Annotated in this window: 18 protein-coding genes; 6 read left to right on the top strand and 12 right to left on the bottom strand. The window is 42.7% G+C overall.

The features are described 5' to 3' along the window. Positions 1 to 33: 33 nt before the first annotated feature. A complete protein-coding gene (locus T344_RS0103355) occupies positions 34 to 483 on the bottom strand; it encodes an FHA domain-containing protein (protein ID WP_004626010.1) in 450 nt (149 codons plus the stop codon). A gap of 207 nt (positions 484 to 690) precedes the next feature. On the opposite strand from T344_RS0103355, the gene T344_RS0103350 reads away from it, so the two are divergent. The 3 genes from T344_RS0103350 (at position 691) to T344_RS0103340 (ending at position 3338) form a co-directional block, all read left to right on the top strand. After that, a complete protein-coding gene (locus tag T344_RS0103350; RefSeq protein ID WP_004625981.1) occupies positions 691 to 957 on the top strand; it encodes a DUF1294 domain-containing protein in 267 nt (88 codons plus the stop codon). Between the two features lie 136 nt (positions 958 to 1093). Continuing rightward, positions 1094 to 2602, top strand: coding sequence for a stage V sporulation protein B (gene spoVB / locus T344_RS0103345; RefSeq protein WP_027627541.1), 1509 nt, complete (start codon positions 1094 to 1096; stop codon positions 2600 to 2602). A gap of 115 nt (positions 2603 to 2717) precedes the next feature. After that, positions 2718 to 3338: an HAD family hydrolase gene (locus tag T344_RS0103340; protein WP_027627540.1), complete on the top strand. Its 621-nt coding sequence runs from the start codon at positions 2718 to 2720 to the stop codon at positions 3336 to 3338. Between the two features lie 4 nt (positions 3339 to 3342). Here the strand turns inward: T344_RS0103340 and T344_RS0103335 are convergent, their stop codons facing one another. From T344_RS0103335 to T344_RS0103310, 6 genes are all read right to left on the bottom strand, one after another. Next, the gene (locus T344_RS0103335) at positions 3343 to 4776 is read right to left on the bottom strand and encodes an MFS transporter (protein ID WP_027627539.1); all 1434 of its coding nucleotides are present in this window, start codon (positions 4774 to 4776) and stop codon (positions 3343 to 3345) included. Between the two features lie 191 nt (positions 4777 to 4967). Continuing rightward, positions 4968 to 6293: an MFS transporter gene (locus T344_RS0103330; protein WP_027627538.1), complete on the bottom strand. Its 1326-nt coding sequence runs from the start codon at positions 6291 to 6293 to the stop codon at positions 4968 to 4970. A gap of 216 nt (positions 6294 to 6509) precedes the next feature. Continuing rightward, entirely contained in the window at positions 6510 to 6941 is a 432-nt protein-coding gene (locus T344_RS0103325) for an RbsD/FucU family protein (protein ID WP_027627537.1), read from the bottom strand. 50 nt (positions 6942 to 6991) lie between these two features. After that, the gene (locus T344_RS0103320; RefSeq protein ID WP_027627536.1) at positions 6992 to 8755 is read right to left on the bottom strand and encodes an L-fucose isomerase; all 1764 of its coding nucleotides are present in this window, start codon (positions 8753 to 8755) and stop codon (positions 6992 to 6994) included. Positions 8756 to 8818: 63 nt separating this feature from the next. Continuing rightward, positions 8819 to 10276: a rhamnulokinase gene (locus T344_RS0103315; protein WP_027627535.1), complete on the bottom strand. Its 1458-nt coding sequence runs from the start codon at positions 10274 to 10276 to the stop codon at positions 8819 to 8821. 11 nt (positions 10277 to 10287) lie between these two features. Next, positions 10288 to 10920, bottom strand: coding sequence for a class II aldolase/adducin family protein (locus T344_RS0103310; RefSeq protein WP_242842025.1), 633 nt, complete (start codon positions 10918 to 10920; stop codon positions 10288 to 10290). Between the two features lie 215 nt (positions 10921 to 11135). Between T344_RS0103310 and T344_RS0103305 the strand changes: the two genes are divergently transcribed. Together T344_RS0103305 and T344_RS31885 are read left to right on the top strand one after the other, a co-directional pair. Beyond that, the gene (locus T344_RS0103305; RefSeq protein WP_027627533.1) at positions 11136 to 11891 is read left to right on the top strand and encodes a DeoR/GlpR family DNA-binding transcription regulator; all 756 of its coding nucleotides are present in this window, start codon (positions 11136 to 11138) and stop codon (positions 11889 to 11891) included. 96 nt (positions 11892 to 11987) lie between these two features. Further along, entirely contained in the window at positions 11988 to 12182 is a 195-nt protein-coding gene (locus tag T344_RS31885) for a helix-turn-helix domain-containing protein (protein ID WP_027627532.1), read from the top strand. Positions 12183 to 12298: 116 nt separating this feature from the next. Here the strand turns inward: T344_RS31885 and T344_RS0103295 are convergent, their stop codons facing one another. Further along, a complete protein-coding gene (locus T344_RS0103295) occupies positions 12299 to 12691 on the bottom strand; it encodes a bacteriohemerythrin (protein ID WP_004625938.1) in 393 nt (130 codons plus the stop codon). A 110-nt stretch (positions 12692 to 12801) separates the two neighbouring features. Next, positions 12802 to 13920 (bottom strand): GGDEF domain-containing protein, encoded by a 1119-nt coding sequence (locus tag T344_RS0103290; protein ID WP_027627531.1) that lies wholly within the window; start codon positions 13918 to 13920, stop codon positions 12802 to 12804. 198 nt (positions 13921 to 14118) lie between these two features. Between T344_RS0103290 and T344_RS0103285 the strand changes: the two genes are divergently transcribed. After that, positions 14119 to 15069 (top strand): L-lactate dehydrogenase, encoded by a 951-nt coding sequence (locus T344_RS0103285; protein ID WP_034860567.1) that lies wholly within the window; start codon positions 14119 to 14121, stop codon positions 15067 to 15069. Positions 15070 to 15425: 356 nt separating this feature from the next. Here T344_RS0103285 and T344_RS0103280 read toward each other — a convergent pair whose 3' ends face one another. From T344_RS0103280 to T344_RS0103270, 3 genes are read right to left on the bottom strand one after another with little or no spacing between them, the layout of a single operon-like run. Beyond that, the gene (locus tag T344_RS0103280) at positions 15426 to 16490 is read right to left on the bottom strand and encodes an iron-containing alcohol dehydrogenase family protein (RefSeq protein ID WP_027627529.1); all 1065 of its coding nucleotides are present in this window, start codon (positions 16488 to 16490) and stop codon (positions 15426 to 15428) included. 56 nt (positions 16491 to 16546) lie between these two features. Then, entirely contained in the window at positions 16547 to 17200 is a 654-nt protein-coding gene (locus T344_RS0103275) for an MtnX-like HAD-IB family phosphatase (RefSeq protein WP_027627528.1), read from the bottom strand. Positions 17201 to 17230: 30 nt separating this feature from the next. Further along, positions 17231 to 18565 (bottom strand): DEAD/DEAH box helicase, encoded by a 1335-nt coding sequence (locus T344_RS0103270; RefSeq protein WP_027627527.1) that lies wholly within the window; start codon positions 18563 to 18565, stop codon positions 17231 to 17233. Positions 18566 to 18669: the final 104 nt, after the last annotated feature.

Here is an 18669-nt window from a genome sequence, read left to right as displayed (position 1 = left end):
ATCAACTTTCCAAGCCATACCATGGCTTTAAGCTCACTCATCATCAGTTACCGTCAGCACGGTCTGAGAAATACTTATCTCATCACCGGGCTGCAAACTTTTTTTATCCACCACGATACCGTTGATAAACGTACCATTTGTTGAGTTCAGGTCCTCCAGCATGTAACGTCCGTCTTCGAAATATATTTTTGCGTGATAGTTTGAAACCGACGGTGACGGCAGCACCATCTGGTTAAACTTGTTTCTGCCGATGGTAAGCTTGTTTCCGATAGGTACGCTGTCTCCTTCAACGAAATTTCCGCCGTCTCCGGGGTAAACTATCCTGAGCTTCCAGCCAAGATTCTTCCCGCCCGCCAGACTGCCTCTCTTAACATCCCTGGACATGATCTTCAGGGCTTGAACAATTATTATATATATAATGACAATAAGTACTATTTTCAACAAAATGCCGAAAAAACTCAAGTCAAGTAAGTCGAATCTCATACATACCTCCTTTAACCAGATTTTAAACCTATTATATACAAATACTCGCCATTTTACAAATTGTCTGCAATGTCACCTCCGAATCACTGATTAAATGAACAAGAAATTCATTTTTAATTAGTATTTAAGAAAAAACTAGCACTCATGAGGTATAATATTGTATTATTATAATATAATACATCTTTGGATATTTAATGAGGTGCGTTTATGCAGAGTTTTATTATACCGCTGTTGTTAATTCTGAATATATTCGGATTTATACTGGTATCATTAGATAAGTTTAAAGCTAAGAACAAATTGTGGAGAATACCCGAAAGATCCTTCTTTTTGCTGTCCATTCTCGGTGGAAGCATCGGGGTGTACATCGGATTATTCGTATTTCATCACAAAACCAGGAACTGGTATTTCATGACTCTTATGCCGTTTATAATTCTGGCACAGTCCATTTTCATCTATTATCTGCTCAATAAATAGAGGATCTTTTGTTTAAAGGAAGATACCTCTTTTTTTCTGCCCAGGCGGTACAGCCAGTAATAAACCTGTCTCATAATGAATAAGCATTTATAATAAGGCTTAAACGATAATAAGACATAAATGGGGCTATGTTTAAATGGGACTGGACAAATTTTATAAAAACTCTGCAATTCTTACCATGTCGAACTTAATAACAGGATTCATCGGATTTGCTTTTTCCATAATTCTTTCTAAAAAGCTTGGGGCTGAAGGGCTGGGTTTGTACGGTCTGATTATGCCGGTATATTCCCTGCTGCTGTGCCTCACAGCCGACGGTCTGGTCACCGCAGTCTCCAGAACCTGCGCCGTCTATAACAGTAAAAAGGATTACCGCAACCTCATCAGAACAGTAAAGGTCGCAATGGGTTTTATCGGGCTGTGGAGTATTTGTGTAGCTCTCCTGGTCTTTTTGAACGCCTCCAATATCAGTAATTTTTTTATAAAAGACAGCCGGGCTGCCGATGCAATAAGAATAATCTGTCCGGCCCTGGTTTTCATACCCATGTCGGCCATATTCAAAGGGTTCTTTTACGGCTTTGAAAAGTTTACAATCCCTGCAGGTATTGACATTCTCGAAAAATGCATCAGGGTAACCATTCTTCTTGCCACCATGGCCATACTTTCTGTAAAAAACATAAAGGGCGCCGTAACCACGGCATATTTTGCACTGGCCGTGGGGGAAGCCATCAGCATGATAATGCTGTTTTCCGCTTATAAGCTGTTTTCCGGCAAGCTGGTTCCGGTAAAGACCAGGGTAAAAAATCCCCTGCAGCTGCTGGTTGACATTCTGGTGATATCATGCCCGCTGAGCCTGAACGGCTTCCTGTCCTCCATACTGAACACGGCTTCCACACTCATTCTCCCGAGAAGACTGATAAGTACGGGAATGAGCTATGACACCGCACTTGAGATGATAGGAAAATTTATAGGTATGTCCCTGACAACGGTAAATCTCCCCTTTATAATTGTGGGCTCCATGATGACGGTCATGATTCCGGATATGTCACTGAGCCTGAGCAAAAAGGACTCCTGGAGCACCGAAAACCGTATCTCCCAGGTGCTGCGCATATCCTTCCTGGTCGGCCTCGGCACATTGATTGTCTCAGTCTGCATTCCCCAGAAGCTGGGACTTTTATTCTACGGCAGGGACGACCTGGGAAAGATGATAATGGCGGCCGGAGTCTGCAACTTCGTAAGCTATGTTACCGCCGCCACCTTTGGCATTCTGAACGGTCTCGGGAAACAGAATGCCAATCTCAGGAACTCCATTATCGTTTCTGTGGAAAGTCTGCTTCTGGTAATAGTATTGACCGGAATTCCTTCTCTGAACATTTTCGGTTACGGTATTTCACTGGTAATTTCTTCGGTCACCGGACTGGTGCTGAATTTATATGAAATCAGAAAAGTCTGCGAGTTCAGGATATCCTTCCTGAGAAGCTGGTCCTTTGCCCTCTTCGGCCTGGCAGGTTACCTCTGTGTAAAACTCATCAGCAATATCATTCCCGACAATCTGATAGTATTTGACGTCCTGCTTTCCACAGGAGTTTGTTTCCTGGTGATATTCTATCTGACAAAAATTTATAATTTCAAGCATAACCTTCTGTAACATCCGAATTTCTTCAGTTTTCACAGACCTGCGGCAAATAATCGGTCACAGGGCCTCATTTAATGCTATAATAACAGATATGTTATATTTTTATCATTATATGTTGGAGGCCAATATGTTTAAATATGTTGTATTCGATGTAGACGGCACCATGGTAGATACTGAAGAAGCAGTAATGTATGCCTACCAGAGTGTCATTTTCCAAAAGCACGGCAGATATTTCACCGAAGAAGAACTTCTGAAGGGCTATGGAGTTCCCACGCCAAAGTCCCTTGAGAGGTATGGCTTCACTGATATTGAAAGTGCAATGGAGGACTATTATAAATACCTTGTTGAAGGGTTCAAACGCTGCAAGGCTTTTGACGGCATCAATGAGCTGATAGACACTCTCAAGTCAATGAACCTGCCCCTGGCAGTGGTCACCTCCAGGTGCGGCTATGAAATAAAAATTGACAGTTGTCTGCAGAGTTTCATAGACAAGTTTGATGCGGTAATATGCTCGGATGACACTGAAAAGCACAAGCCTGATGCTCAGCCGCTGCTCAAGGCCATGGAAAGGCTGGGTGCTTCCCCGGAAGAGACCATATACATCGGGGATACTCTTTTTGACAGTCAGTGTGCTGGAAATGCCGGTGTAAAGTTCGCTCTGGCCATATGGGGTTCAAATAACGCAGATAATATTGATGCGGAATACTATTTGAAGACTCCCTCCCAATTGCTGGACCTGCTGAAATAGTATTCTACACTTTTTCAACTGCTGCCCGCTTTCTGTTCGTGATAAGTCTGAAGGCCGTCAGCACTGCTCCTATCAGGGCAATGAGTCCTGCACATACATAGGTTACCCGCATGGCAAAAGCAAACTCCGCCTCTTTTCCTGCAACAAAGGTTGTAACCGTGTAACCCAGCTGACGGCTCATAACACCATATAATATCAGCGTGGATACCGAAACCCCCACTACCAGCCCGAGATTTCTGACCAGTGCATTTATGCTCCCTGCAATTCCAACCCTTTCCCTGGGCACCGAGGACATTACCAGGGAGTTGTTGGGGGACTGGAACATTCCATTGCCCAAAGCCATTACCGCTATGATCAGCACCAGCTTTACCGGCTGAAAGAACTGGTTCAGGGTAGCCATCATGAAGAAGGCAAAGCAAAAGGTAAGGAGGCCTATGAGCGTCAGAAGCTCCGATCCGATTTTATCCGAAATATGCCCGCTGATGGGAGCCACAACAAACAGTACCAGAGGGTATGTCATAAGGTAAAGCCCTGACATGGACGGTGACAGTTTGATCACATCCTGCAAATAGAAGGGCAGGATTATGTTTGAACAGTTCATGGCCACAAAAAGCAGGAAGCCGCATAAAATACTCAGTGAAAAAAGCTGGTTTTTAAATATATTCAATTGCAGCAGCGGGCTTTCCTCTTTCCTCTCCACCTTTAGGAATATTATGAAGGCTATGACCGCCAGAGCAAAACCTGCTAGAATCAACGGCTTTGTGAAACCGATCTGCTCCCCCACCAGAAGTGCCGCAAACAGCGCTACAATAAACACCAGGAACAGCAGCGCCCCCTTTACGTCAAAACGGGCTTTCCTTCTCTCTTCATCCCTGGGAAGGATCTTAAGCCCAAGAATAAATGCAAAAATACCTATTGGTATGTTTATAAGAAAAATATACTGCCAGGCCGCCGCATCCACAATAAAACCTCCAAGAGGAGGTCCCACCAGGGTCCCCAGTGCAACAAACGATCCGGTTATGCCCAGCGCCTTTCCTCTCTCACCTGATGGAAAAACCCTTGTAATAATTCCCTGATTGGTTGCCATAAATCCGGCAGCGCCCACAGCCTGAATAATTCTGGCCAGTATGAGGATATACAATGAATTTGATATGGCACAAAGTAAAGAACCCACCGTAAAAATAACCGTTCCGATCTGGAATATCTTTACCGTGCCTTTAATATCTCCCAGCCTTCCGAATATAAGTATGGTTGCCGAAATGGCAATCAGATACACCGATACTATCACCGAAATAGAATTCATTCCAACCTTGAAGTATCCTGCCATAACCGGCAGGGCAACATTTACTATGCTGCTGTCAAGGCATGCCATAAAGGTCAGAAGTACAATATTAATAAGGATTAATCCCCTGTTTTTGTATTGAAGCTGATTCTCCATAATGTTCCCGGTCTCTCCATCCTGTTTATATTTTTAATTATTTGTCAAAAATACATCTGTAAACCTGCATTCACAATAAATTCATAATAGAATAGCACATAATCCTTTATATGGCAATCGGCAAAAGAAACGAACACATGCAAAGATATAATAATATATTTTACTGAATTTTAAAAATTTAACTCATAGTGTTATAGTGTTACCTTGAATGCCTCCGATTTCATAATATTATGTACAAACATAACACCCGAAAACAAGGTAATTCCGGCTATAAGGAATATCATCTGCATACTCCCCACCGATAAATTCCATACCTTAAACTCAAGCTTTTCCGAAAGGGTCAGAAAATATGAACCTGCAAGAGTGCCTGTAAAGCCTATAACTCCATTGACAGCCGACGAAAAGCCCAGAAAGACCGTCTTGTTATCAGGAGGTGAAAAGGTATACTGCAGGTTATTCAAGGATATGTTGATGCCGCCGATAGCTGCCCCTCCCAGAATGTGTGCCATGGGAAGAAGTATGGCTGCCGTGCTCTTGTTAATGAAAAACCATATTAAAAAGCTTGTTATTTGTATGAGAATCATTAAATTCATCAGGTAGAGCCAGGATTTCCTGTCGGCAAGCCTTCCCCAGAAATAAACCGAAACAACACTTGTCAGCGACGCCAGCACGGCCATTACGGTTATTAATCCGTACCCCAGCTTAAGAGTTGAAACCATGTAGACAGAGGTAAACGGGAATGCAAGCTGATAGCCAAAATTCCAAACAGCCATCAATATGGATATGGTCATATACTTTTTGTTTTTTAAAGGTATTCTGAATATGTTAATCACCGATATGTCTGTTTTCAATATTTCGTTGGGCGGCTCCTTCATACCTGAAAAAATAATAAAGTTGACCAATGTTATAATTATTACAAATATATACAATATAATAAATCCTCTGAGCTGATATCCGGCTCTGTCAAATTTGTCAAGCACCTGGCCCATTACGAGTGTGACTATTGTCACAGCCCCCAGTACAATTGCTTCACGGCGCCCGTAGTATACCCCCCTTATGCTCTCCGGAGTGATCTTTAAAAGCCAGGTCGCGGCTGAGGGCATCATGGCCGCCAGAAACAGGTTTGCAGTCAGGAACATTCCTATCAGCAATGCAATTTGATGGGAATTTGGGATATCAATAAACGGGATAACAATCATGGTTCCCAGCATAAGCCTTCCCAAAAGACAAAATAAAACCGTGATAAATTTCCTGTTTGCCATTCTCTCAAACATCAGCGGCGAGAAAACCGTAATGATTCCCGCAAACACGGGAATTGCCGAAACAATACCGGCTATCTGGTCGCTTGCCCCCAGATAGCCGGCAAAGCCCACCAGAAAAGAGCCGCTGGTCAGAGTCAGTATACTTCTGGCCGTACAGCCCTCATAAATGGATAAATTTCTCGAGCGGGCCATTTCTATTTCGCTAAGGTCCTCTCTATTAAAATAGAGCCTACCGATTTTTTCTGACAGTTTCATTGAATTCCCCCGACTAATACACCCTTGCAACTTTAAGGAATAAGTACAAATTCAGCCTCAAATATTTTAAGGAACAAAGCTGCTTCTAAAAAAATATAGCAAAGCACGTGTTTGACACATGCTCTGCCATATTAACATAACATATTTATAAAGCTTTGAAAATATTACTGTAGGCCTTTCTGTCCAGAATAGCTTTCTGTAGGGCAATATTACTTCTTACCCGGCTACCACACCTTTTTTTAGGATAATGTTGGCATAGAGTGCAGCTTCACTTGTTGCTACAACTGCATATGCCTTTCTGGCCCTCTCGTAAAACGCAAAACGTTCTATATTTTCAACCCTGTTATTCACCGGCTCGTATTTATTTATAAGAGACTTGTAGACCTCCCAGATGGGAGTTTCAGCGGTATCTCCGGGAACAACCTGCATCAGCGCCGCCTGGGCTTCCGAATAAGGGTCCAGCGGAAAAAACTTCAATATGGCCTCAAGCACCTCCGGCACCCCGTGCCCATCCAGCCTTACCAGCCTTTGTGCACAGCTGCTTGCCGGAAAGTTTCCGTCGGATATTACCAATTCATCACCATGGCCCATTTCCATTAATATTTTCAGCAATTCAGGTGATAAAACATCAGGGATTCCTTTCAGCATATAAACCTCCGCTTATCGTACAAACTTATAATTATTATATAAACCTCCAATTATTTGTACAATGGGCCATAAGCCTGGCAAGCCCTGTAGTCGGCGCCCTCCAGGTCCTTTGTGCCAAAGGCTGCAAAGCTGTGGGGCCTGTAAATATCCCTGTCATCCACATTGTGCAGTGATACGGGTATCCTGAGCATACTTGCAAGTGTTATAAGGTCCTTTCCTATATGTCCATAGCTGAAGGCCCCGTGATTTGCTCCCCAATTGGCCATTACAGAGTAAACATCCTCGAAACCCTTTGTACCCAGTCTTGGTACAAACCATGTTGTCGGCCAGGTTCTGTCGGTTCTTTCGTCCAGGATTCTATGGGTTTCATCGTCCAGAGTGACTGTATGGCCCTCTGCGATCTGCAGCACGGGGCCCACTCCCTGCACGAGGTTTATTCTTATAAGAGTTACAGGCATCTCATTCTGTGTTTTAAAGTGGGATGAGAATCCGCCACCTCTGAAATATCCCAGATTTGCAGGACACCAGTCTGTGGCTGCGGTAAGGTTTTTGATATCCTCGTCGGTAATTTTCCACCACTGTTTGATCAGCGCCTTACCTGCCTCATCCCTGGCAAGTCCGGCTCCATCCAATGCAGCCGCTCCTGAATTTATCAGATGAATAAATCCGTTTTGTGCAAGGCCTTCAGGCTTCCTGCCGGTAACTCTTTCCACCGCTTCGGGACTCCAGTAGGTCCTTACATCTGCAAATACGCTTGCCGTTCCGGTGAGCAGTTTTCCAAACAGCATTGCCATACCGTTTAGAGTATCATTTTCAGTCGCAAGGATAGTAGGCTCCTTCTTGCCGTTCCAGTCAAAGCTGGAGTTAAGTATTGCTTCAGTAAAATCTCCGTTAGGCAGCCAATCGGTCCACATTCTCTGCCCCTGGAAGCCTCCCAGAATGGCATTCCTGCCCATTGCCTCCTCATGGAAGCCCATTTCGTCCAGCACGGGATTCCCATAGAATATATCCTTAACTATAAGGGTCATTTTGGCTATAAATTCCCATTCCTTGGCTTTTTCCTCTTTGGAATGTCTCACATCTTCCGGATTGGGGTCATAACCCTCTTTGCAATTTTCCCTGATCCAGGCCAGTGCCTTATCATATTCCTTATGGTCATAGATTCCTTTGTCAATCCTTCTGAGAATTTCAGTCAGATCCACCCATTCGGCCCTGATACCAAAGTACTTTTGCAGAAAAGCGGGATCGCAGAAGGAACCCATAATACCCATTGACACCGAACCCAGATTGACATATGCCCTGTTCTTCATGAGCCCCACTGCTATGGCACATCTGCCGAACCTGAGTATCTTTTCCTGAACGTCCTCAGGGATCTCAGTATCCTCCAGATCCTGAACGTCCTTTCCGTATATGGAGAAAGCAGGAAGTCCTTTTTGTGCATGTGCGGCCATTACTGCGGCCAGATATACCGCACCCGGCCTTTCGGTTCCATTAAAACCCCAAACCGCCTTGACGGTCAGAGGGTCCATATCCATGGTCTCACTGCCGTAGCACCAGCAGGGAGTGACTGTGAGAGTCGCACAAACCCCTTCCTTTGAAAACTTTTCGGCACACTTTGCCGCTTCCAGCCCTCCGCCGATAGTGCTGTCGGATATTATGCACTTTACCGGAGTGCCGTCCGGATAAACCAGATTTTCTTCCAGAAGCCTGGCAGCAGAATAAGCCATATTCATAGTCTGCTTTTCAAGACTTTCTCTGACACCTCCCCAACGACCGTCTATTGTTGGTCTTATACCAATTTTGGGATAGTTCATATCTTCTCCTCCTGAGTTTGATTATTATAGTCCCGGGGAATTAACCGCCGGTAATATGTGAATTTAGATGTTGCAGACTACCAGGTACGCGGAATAATAGTTATTCCAGACATTATGCTGTTTGGGTTTATATTCAGTAGTTTCAAAAGATGATCTAATTACTTTTCTTCCTTCCTTAATTCCGCTGATTTCACCTCTTGCTATAAGCTGAACTGCTATATTTCCAATAGCGGTGGCTTCCACAGGGCCTGCAACCACTTCAAGGCCCGTGGCTTCGGCGGTCAGCTGGCAGAGGAAACCGTCTCTGGAGCCTCCTCCCACAATATGAAGCTTTTTGTATCCCTTTTTCAGGCAGACAAGCAGCTGGTCATAGGTATGCCTGTATTTCATGGCAAGGCTTTCATAAATGCACCTGATTATTTCTCCGTCGGTTTCAGGAACTATCTGCCCGGTTTTATAAGTGAATTCCTTTATTCTGAGAGGAATGTTCCCCGGTGACATAAAGATGTCCTCATCAGTGTCTATGAAGCATTTAAAGGGTTCTGCCGCCCTTGCCATCCTTTCCATGTCATCGTAGGAATAGTTCTTTCCTTCCTTTTCAAACTGACTTCTGGTTTCCTGAAGCAGCCATGTGCCTGTAAGGTTCTTTAAAAACCTCGTTGTACCGTTCACTCCTATTTCATTGGTCAGATTATACTCCATGGTTTCCCTGGTTATTACCGGTTCTTCCAGCTCTGTACCAAACAGAGCCCAGGTTCCGCAGGACATGAATAAAAAGTCCTGTTCGGCCGGAACCGCGGCCACTGCACATGCGGTATCATGCCCGCAGACTGCTATCACCGATTTGCGTTCAATATTCAATTCCTTCGCCATATCTTCTTTTAACAGGCCGATTTCGGTTCCGGAACTTATCAGCTCGGGAAAAACAGTTTCCTTCAAGCCCAGACTGTTTAAGATATACCTGTTCCACTGTTTGCCATAAGGGTCAAGAAGTCCGGTGGTTGATGCTATAGTGATCTCGGCGGCTTTTTTGCCGGTCAGGAGAAAATTCAGCAGATCGGGCATCATTAGCAGCTTATCAGCCTTTTTAAATAATTCCGGATTGTTTAAAACCTCGGAATAAACCTGGAATATGGTATTTATCTCCATTATCTGATTCCCGGTTAAATTGTACAGCTTATCACAGCTAATATGCTCCGATACCCGCCCAATGATCCCCTTTGTCCTTGGATCTCTGTAATTAACAGGTTTCCTGACGAGCGTATCATTTTTATCAATAAGTCCGTAGTCCACTCCCCAGGTGTCTATCCCGATACTTTCGTAATCCCTGCAAATGGTCAGCGCCTTTTTTATTTCCCCCAGCAGCAGGTCAATATCCCAGCATAAAAACCCGTCTTCATTTACCGGCTCATTTTTAAACCTGTGCACCTCTTCCAATGTAATTCTGCCGTCGTGGTAGCTCCCTTTTACGGCTCTCCCGCTGGAAGCACCAAAGTCGAACGCCAGTACTCCTTTTGACATATATTGACCTCCTACCTGTTGAATTTAACATAACCCGGATGCCGTCCTGTGACCCTGTACGAACTTCTCATGTTTATGAGCCTGTCTATATTTCCCCGTGAAATCTCCTTTTCACCCCCAAGCATCTGTGCCACAAAACTCGTTTTTGCCCATAACTCAAGTGTTTCCATTCTGTAATAGGCCGTGGTGGGATCAGAACCCACAGTCAGAGCTCCATGGTTTTCAAGCAGAATAACGTCGTGCTTTGGCAGTAAAGGTGCTATGGATTCAGGTACCTCGTCTGTGGACGGTGTTCCATAGGGCGCTATGGGAACAGCACCGATTGCGATTACACATTCTATGAGAGAGTATGTATCCAGGGGCTTATGTGCAAGAGCAAAACCCGTTGCCGTGGGCGGATGTGCGTGAACCACAGCTCCCACGTCAGCTCTCTCCTGATAGCATCTCAAGTGCATCTTGATCTCACTGGAGGGTCTGTAGCCCTCCAACGCCTCTAAAACCTCACCTTTTCCGTTTATTTTAACAAGCTTGCCGGGTTCCATAAAGCTCTTGCTTATACCTGTGGGCGTTGCCAGGAAAGTGTCTTCATCCAATTTCACGGAGACATTTCCGTCATTGGCAGCTACCCAGCCCTGCTGCCACATCTTATAACAAATATCGCAAATCTGTGCCCTTATATTTTGTTCGCTCACCTTATCCTCCTATAATATTATAATTGTTTTGCATAAGACAATTATATTTCCTTTTTTATATTTTGTTTATATTTGAACATTTTTTTGGTATCATTTAATTAATAACATGTAAATTATTTCATTTTAATTCATAATCGTTCAAATTTAAATCAATTCAGGAGGCTTTCATGTATTCAAAAGAGAGATTGGATAAAATAATTGAAATATTGAAGGCAAAAAAACATGTATCCGCCGCATACCTTTGCCAGCAGCTGTACGCAAGTACTTCCACCATCAGAAGGGATATCCTTGAGCTTGAAAAATCAGGTATAGCCAAAAGGAGTCACGGCGGGGTTACTTTCATCCAGGGCATCAATATTGAATACTCCTCCATATTCAGAGAAATGGAGAATAAAAAGGAAAAAAGCTATATCTGCAATCTGGCCCTGGATTTCATATCAGACGGCTATGCAATATTTCTGGATTCCAGCAGTACCGTCAGCAATATATGCCCCCTGCTTCAAAACTACACCAACCTCACCGTGGTGACCAACGGTGTAAAAACCGCCCTGGAGCTGGCACAGATGGATTCAGTGACCACTTTTATAGCAGGAGGCCAGCTGAAGCAGGGCTCCACCTCTGTTATCGGCGAACTGTCAGGCAGCTTTATAGATAACTTTCACGCAGATCTGTCCATCATATCCTGCAGGGGCATAAACGAAAACGGAGCATATGAGGCAAATCAGATGCAAGCCCTTGTAAAACAGCATATGATAAACAACTCCAAAGCGACTATACTTCTGTGTGACAGCAGTAAATTCGATCAGCCGCACTTTTACAAATTGAGTTCCTTCAGGAGTATTACCACCGTTATAACCGACAAACAGCCATCCTCAAAAATACTTAACAGTATTCTTGAAAATGGCTGTGAGGTGTTGTATTAGTATTGCTGTTGATGACGCTATTGTCGAAATCATAGAAATAGGTTTCGAGGACACCGGCAGCAGGGCCTTCTGCCCTGCTCACAGCCATACCTAGAGTTGAACTACGTAATATCCGGAGAATTGATCACTTATTTCGGCGAAAAAAAGATAACTTTCGGATCGGGGACATATAATGAAATCTCGGAAATATCAGGCTTTTCCAGCCAGTATTACTTTAGCCGGCTCTTTAAGGAGAAATACGGCGTAAGCCCCGGCATTTACAGGAAAATGATTTTAAAACAGCCTGAGTGAACAAACCGGACTCCAGTATCTCTGATTTTCATATCAGCCGTACATAAAAAAAGAACATATACCTTAACCACAAGGGTTAAATATATGCTCAAATAACTCAAACAGTATTGGAGACATCATTTTGCAGTATATGCCTTATCAGTCTTCAGAATATGTTCTGCTATCCAGTTTAAAACAAAGTCAAGGATTTCCAGCAGGTATTGTTCGTGATCCATGTCGATCTTTTCAAGGTCAACATTATTTATCTTCTCGATAAAATCATTATGTTCAACTTTGTGACTGAACAATTTTTTATACCCTATACTCATCATATACTCCTCTTCAGAAGTAAAGTGAAAAATGGTATACTCCTTTAATTCAGCCAGGAGCTTTAGTATACGGTCATACTTGTCAATAATGAGCTCGTTTCTGATGAGCTCGTGAATGTCTGTAGCTATCTTGAATAACTGTTGATGCTGTTTGTCGATTTCCTCAATCCCAAGCAAATAATCATCTTTCCATGTAATCATGTATAGACCTCCAATCTCTAAATGTACTCCAGCCTCTAAACGTATATATGCCAAATTATACTTATATATAATCCTTAAATCAACATCCAAATTACGACACGCCAATATATCTAGAACTCGTGTTCAGTCCCCCATACCTTCCTTTTCCGGCTATTTTTGTGATCATACATTTTCAAGTCTATTTCATGTATAAACTGTTCCATACTCATATCATTTTTATATGTGCCGTGTGCGCTGCTGTACTTCAGCATATATGGTTTTCCGCAGCGGATGTTATATTTTTCAACCATTTTTGCCATTTTAGCAATCAGCTCGCTTACCTTTGCCGGCGAAAGATCGTAAATTAAAATAAGGAACTCATCTCCTCCCATGCGGATAACAATTCCATTGTCGGAGTACACCTTTTGAAGCAGCCTGGCAAAGGTCCTCAAAGCGTGATCCCCCTCCATGTGCCCGTAGGAATCGTTTATATTCTTGAAATAGTCCAGGTCGATCAAAATAATGGATAATTGTTCATCCGGTCTTCTGCCATATGAATCCAGGCACTTTTTAAGAACCACCCTGTTTCTCACACCTGTAAGAGAATCTCTGTAAAGCTCTCTTTGCTGGATTATAATGAACATCATGATTATTGTGAAGCTGCTGCTGCACCAGATAAATGCCGTCTTCCCTAAAAACAGCTGTACAAGCACGCCCGCATTGGTCATAAGACTTATGGCCAGGATATAGGCATATTCAAATTTGAGAAGCATTTTTTTGCTCATGACGATCACATACACGCTGTATACAAGAAAGATAATGGAAATGACAAAAGGAATTATGTACCTGGAGAAACTTGCAGCTTCAAAGGTTCTTGTTCTTGAGGATATGATTGACGTGACGGTATTAAAAACAAGCATTATGTAAAAAGCATATCTCACCGCTTTTTTCAACTTGATGGGGGAAAGAAAATAAGCACATATAAACTTCAGGAATAAATAGGATAAAAGCGGGGACAAAATACATAAAAGACATGATAAAAAGCCTACCCAGAACAGCCCTACAGAGGCTTCGGTCAACACATTCAGCACTATTTCCAGGGTGATGAGAAATAAATTTAAGAAAAGGGAGGCAATATATATCTTGTTTATCAGAGCCTTTTTATCCAGCACACTTAAAGCGTATATCCCAAAAAGGAATATAACGGCACCGGATAAAATATTCATCTGCTGCTGAATTAAAAATTGCATAAGAATTGCTCCTTAATCCTGCACTTTTTTGCATAAATATAATAATATTTTACATTATATTTCAAATTTATTCAAACAAATTATTGTTACTTTTTACCACTTTTAGGGTATATTAATAGTTACCCGGAAAATAAAGCCCTGACGGGCAAATTTCATAACTTTTGTGCCTTGAGCACAGCGAAAGGAATGATGGCTAATATGAAAAATAAATCAATAAACAAAATTGCAATAGTCGGCACCGGCTTTGTGGGATCAACCACAGCCTATACCCTTATGTTAAGCGGACTGATTTCAGAGCTGGTGCTTATAGATATAAACGCCCGGAAGGCCGAAGGCGAGGCCATGGATATGAACCACGGAATGCCTTTCGTCAGGCCTGTCAAAATATACAGCGGAACCTATTCCGATTGCAGGGATGCCGATATCGTTGTCATTACCGGAGGAGCCAATCAAAAACCCGGTGAAACCAGAATCGACCTGGTGAATAAGAATACCGCCATTTTCAAGGATGTTGTGGGAAATATAATAAAGTACAATACAGATTGTATCCTGCTGGTGGTGACAAATCCCGTGGACATCCTTACCTATGTAACCTACAAGCTTTCAGGCTTTCCCAAAAACAGGGTCATCGGTTCAGGGACGGTTTTGGATTCGGCCCGTTTCAAATACATGATAGGGGAGCATATGGGGGTGGACCCCAGAAATGTCCATGCCTATATTATCGGAGAACACGGGGATACCGAAGTTCCCACCTGGAGCCTTGCTTCAATTGCAGGAGTGCCCATGGATGCATACTGCAAGGACTGCAACTCCTGTGACAGTGAAAGCTTTAAGGAAACCACCTATAACAATGTAAAAAATGCCGCCTATGAAATAATTGACCGCAAAGGTGCGACCTACTATGCCGTTGCCCTGGCAGTCAGAAGGATAGTTGAAGCAATCGTGCGGAATGAGAATTCCATTCTGACCGTGTCCAGCCTGCTTGAGGGAGAATACGGCCTGAGCGATATTTGTCTCAGTATTCCAAGTCAGGTTAATTCCGACGGTATCGCCAGAATTATTAAAGTACCTCTCAGCGAGGATGAAACAGCACTTCTGAATAAATCGGCGGCAGCGCTGAAGCAGGTTATTGAGGGGCTGAAACTGTAACCTGTTTTGCCAATTAATTTAATGGCGTTGTGCCGGTTAATTTAAATTATACTTTACATTTGTATTTTTTTATATCAACTGGTAACTCCCGTACTAACTTCATAAAAAAAGAATGCACCCAAAACAATTGCGAAAATTGTACCGCCTCATTTAAAGCGGTTTTGCCGTCGCTCAAACTCGACATCCTGTCTCGATTTGAAGCTCAAAGCAACGTCCTGTTGCTTTGCCGGCAAAACCACTTTACCTTCGTCGGCAATTTTATCGCAATTGTTTTTAACCATGCATCTTTTTTATGAAGTTATACTCGCGTATCAGTTGATTCCGATTAAATCCTTCTGTAAAGTAAAACAAAATCTTTAAGTCAGTATTTTCTTCAGTATCTCATTGTTCCTTAAAAGTTCCTTTGCCCTGTTCCTGTTCTCCTCAACATGAATGAAGGTATACCTGTTGGGTTTTATGGAGGGAGCAATGTCGATTGCCTTCTCAAAAGCCTCAGCCTCCATACCGAGAGTTGCAACATGGTCAAAGAAGCCTGTATCGCCCAGGAACTTTTCCACACGCTCAAACCTGTGCTGCTGAACCAGACTCATCAGGTATGTTGCAATTCCCACCTGGATTCCGTGGAGCTGAGGCTTGTCGAGTATTTTATCCAGAGCATGGGATATGAGGTGCTCACTTCCGCTGGCCGGTGAGCTGCTGCCCGCTATTTCCATGGCAATACCGCTCATGGTCAGCGAGTCAACCATCTCTTTCAGAAAAAATTGTTCGGTTATATTGGTGTAGGGCATTCTCACAATGCTGTTGACCGACTTTTTAGCCAGCATGGCGGCAAAATCGTCAACCCTTGCCGCATTGTTACGTTCTTCAAAGTACCAGTCAAATACTGCCGAAATCTTTGAAACTATATCTCCCAGCCCGGAATATATGAATTTGACAGGAGCATTTTTTATAACCGCAAGATCAACGATGATGCCAAAAGGCATTGCGGCATGCACCGAGGTTCTTTTGCCGTTTATGACCAGTGAACAGCCTGAGCTTGAAAAGCCGTCATTTGAGGTTGAAGTGGGTATGCTTATAAAAGGAAGGTTATTCAAAAAAGCGATATACTTGGCGGTATCCAGCACCTTCCCCCCTCCCACTCCGATGACAGCATCAGCTTTTGAAGGAATGGAAAAAGCATGGGGTATGAGCTTTTCAATGGTTATATCATCAAAGTCATAGGTTTCCAGAAGTGAAAGTGTCGTTTTATTCTTAATGGAAGAAATGATTTTTTCTCCAAAAAGCTCTCTTATGCCCTCTCCGAATAGCACAATAACCCTTGAAATACCGGCTCTTTCAACATATGAACCGACATTTTCCAGAATGTTGCTGTTTACCTCCATTATTGCAGGAATATCAATTCTGTGTATGGCTGTTTTCATATTGCCTCCAAATTCTTTACTTACATGCCGGCTGTTTATACGGTTTTTGAGGTTGTCTATTTCAGCATCCCCTGCCGGACCATATACTCATCAACCTCATTATATTTGTTAAAAGGAACAAATGGTACATTTTGTTCTGATAAATGCTTTTTCAGATCATTTCTTGCAAAAGCGCAATCGGCAGCTTTTGCCGCCCCTATATCAGGTTCGCTGTCCCCGGCAAAATATACTTTTTCATATCTTGCCTTCAAGGCTGCTACCACTTTCGCCTTATCTATGCCCCAAATACTGGAGTAAAACTCATTCTTTGGATCGGGCATTATGGTAATTCCTCTGTTTTGGTACCTGCCCTCCATGGAAATTACCGTGACATTCCGAATATTGAAATGTCCCAACAGCTTTTTGATATAATATGAGGTCCCGGCACTCAATATATAAAAATCCCCTCCAGAAGCCTCAACTTTTTTTATAAAGTCCATTGCATAAGGATCAAGCGGAAGCTCCAATATATCCTCCAGGATTTCTTCCTCACTTCTGTCCATGGAACCGAAAATCCTGTTCAGAAAGTCCACGTTTATCTTTTTTGTCTTTTTCCATTCCTCATAATAATCCCAGGCCCAATCTTTTAAATACTTATCCATAACTATATGGTAAAAGTCCCTGTCTGTGAGTGTTCCATCAAAATCAGATACAAATGCGAATTTTTTCATGATGTTTATCCCCCAATAGTTTGAATAAGACTAATTTGGACGGTCTTTTCCAGTGCTGCTTTTTTTGCTGCCAATATTCTTAATGTTCCTATTATTTTGATTTTTGATGCCCAAATTTGCTTTAAGCTTGCCAGGCCTTTCCCTTTCAGGCCTTTTTGAAATAGTTTTTGGCTGAGGCTTTATATGATTTACCCTTGGTTCGGAATTCATTATTACAGCAGGAGTATGATTTGCAATTGAATATTTATGTTCCTCAACTACAGGTATACGCTTTGATATTAATTTTTCAATATCTTTCAGATACTTCCTTTCCTCTTCATCACAAAAGGATATTGATACACCTTCCTGCCCTGCTCTTCCCGTACGGCCGATTCTATGAACATAGGTTTCGGGAGAGGCCGGCAGATCAAAATTAATAACATGTGAGAGTTTTTCCACATCAATTCCGCGGGCGGCAATATCAGTGGCCACCAATACCCTGATTTTCCTTCCCTTGAAAGAGTTCAATGCCAGCTGTCTGGCGCCCTGTGATTTGTCTCCATGTATGGCCTGCGCTTTAATTCCCGCTTTGACAAGTGTTTTTGCCACTCTGTCCGCACCGTGCTTTGTACGGGTAAATACCAGAACCGATTCAAATGTTTTATCCTTTAACAGATGTATCAATAAGGCTCTCTTGTCTTTCTTTTCTACAAAGTAAAGGCTCTGCATAATAGTATCCACAGTTGATGAGACAGGCGTAACCGATACTTTTACCGGATCTGTCAGCAATGAATTTGCGAGTTTTGCAATTTCCTCCGGCATGGTAGCTGAAAAAAGCAGAGTTTGTCTTTTGGAAGGTAAAATTTTTATTACTTTCCTCACATCGGGTCCAAACCCCATATCCAGCATTCTATCGGCTTCGTCAAGTACAAAATAACCGATATGTGATAAATCAATATATTTTTGATTGATCAGGTCAAGCAGTCTTCCCGGAGTGGCTATTAAAACATCAACGCCTGCCTGTAATTGATCTGTTTGCGTTTTCTGTGCTACTCCTCCAAAAACAACACAGTATTTTAACCCGGTAAATCTCCCGTAAGCTGCGAAGCTCTCCATAATCTGCATTGCCAATTCTCTTGTAGGGGTGAGTACAAGAGCCCTTATGGGCCTTGATTTCTTTCCTGCAATCTCTTCTGAAAGCAATTGAATTATGGGCATTGCAAAAGCCGCCGTCTTACCCGTTCCGGTTTGTGCGCATCCAAGCAGATCCTTTTTTAGCAGTATTGGAGGAATAGCCTGTTCCTGAATACTTGTCGGCACCTCATATTTTTCATGCTCTATGGCCTTTAAAATAGGCTCGTTTAAATTTAAATCCTTAAATATCATATGTCTCCTTAATATATGTTGGTTTTATTACTCTATAATATATCGGAAATAACATATATCTCCTTTATATTACCAATCTATAATAGCATAGCAGCCAGGTACTG

The sequence above is a fragment of the Ruminiclostridium cellobioparum DSM 1351 = ATCC 15832 genome (assembly GCF_000621505.1).
GTDB lineage: Bacteria > Bacillota > Clostridia > Acetivibrionales > DSM-1351 > Ruminiclostridium > Ruminiclostridium cellobioparum.
The sequence above is the reverse complement of the archived record's forward strand: the minus strand, read 5'-3'. Positions and strand labels throughout refer to the sequence as shown.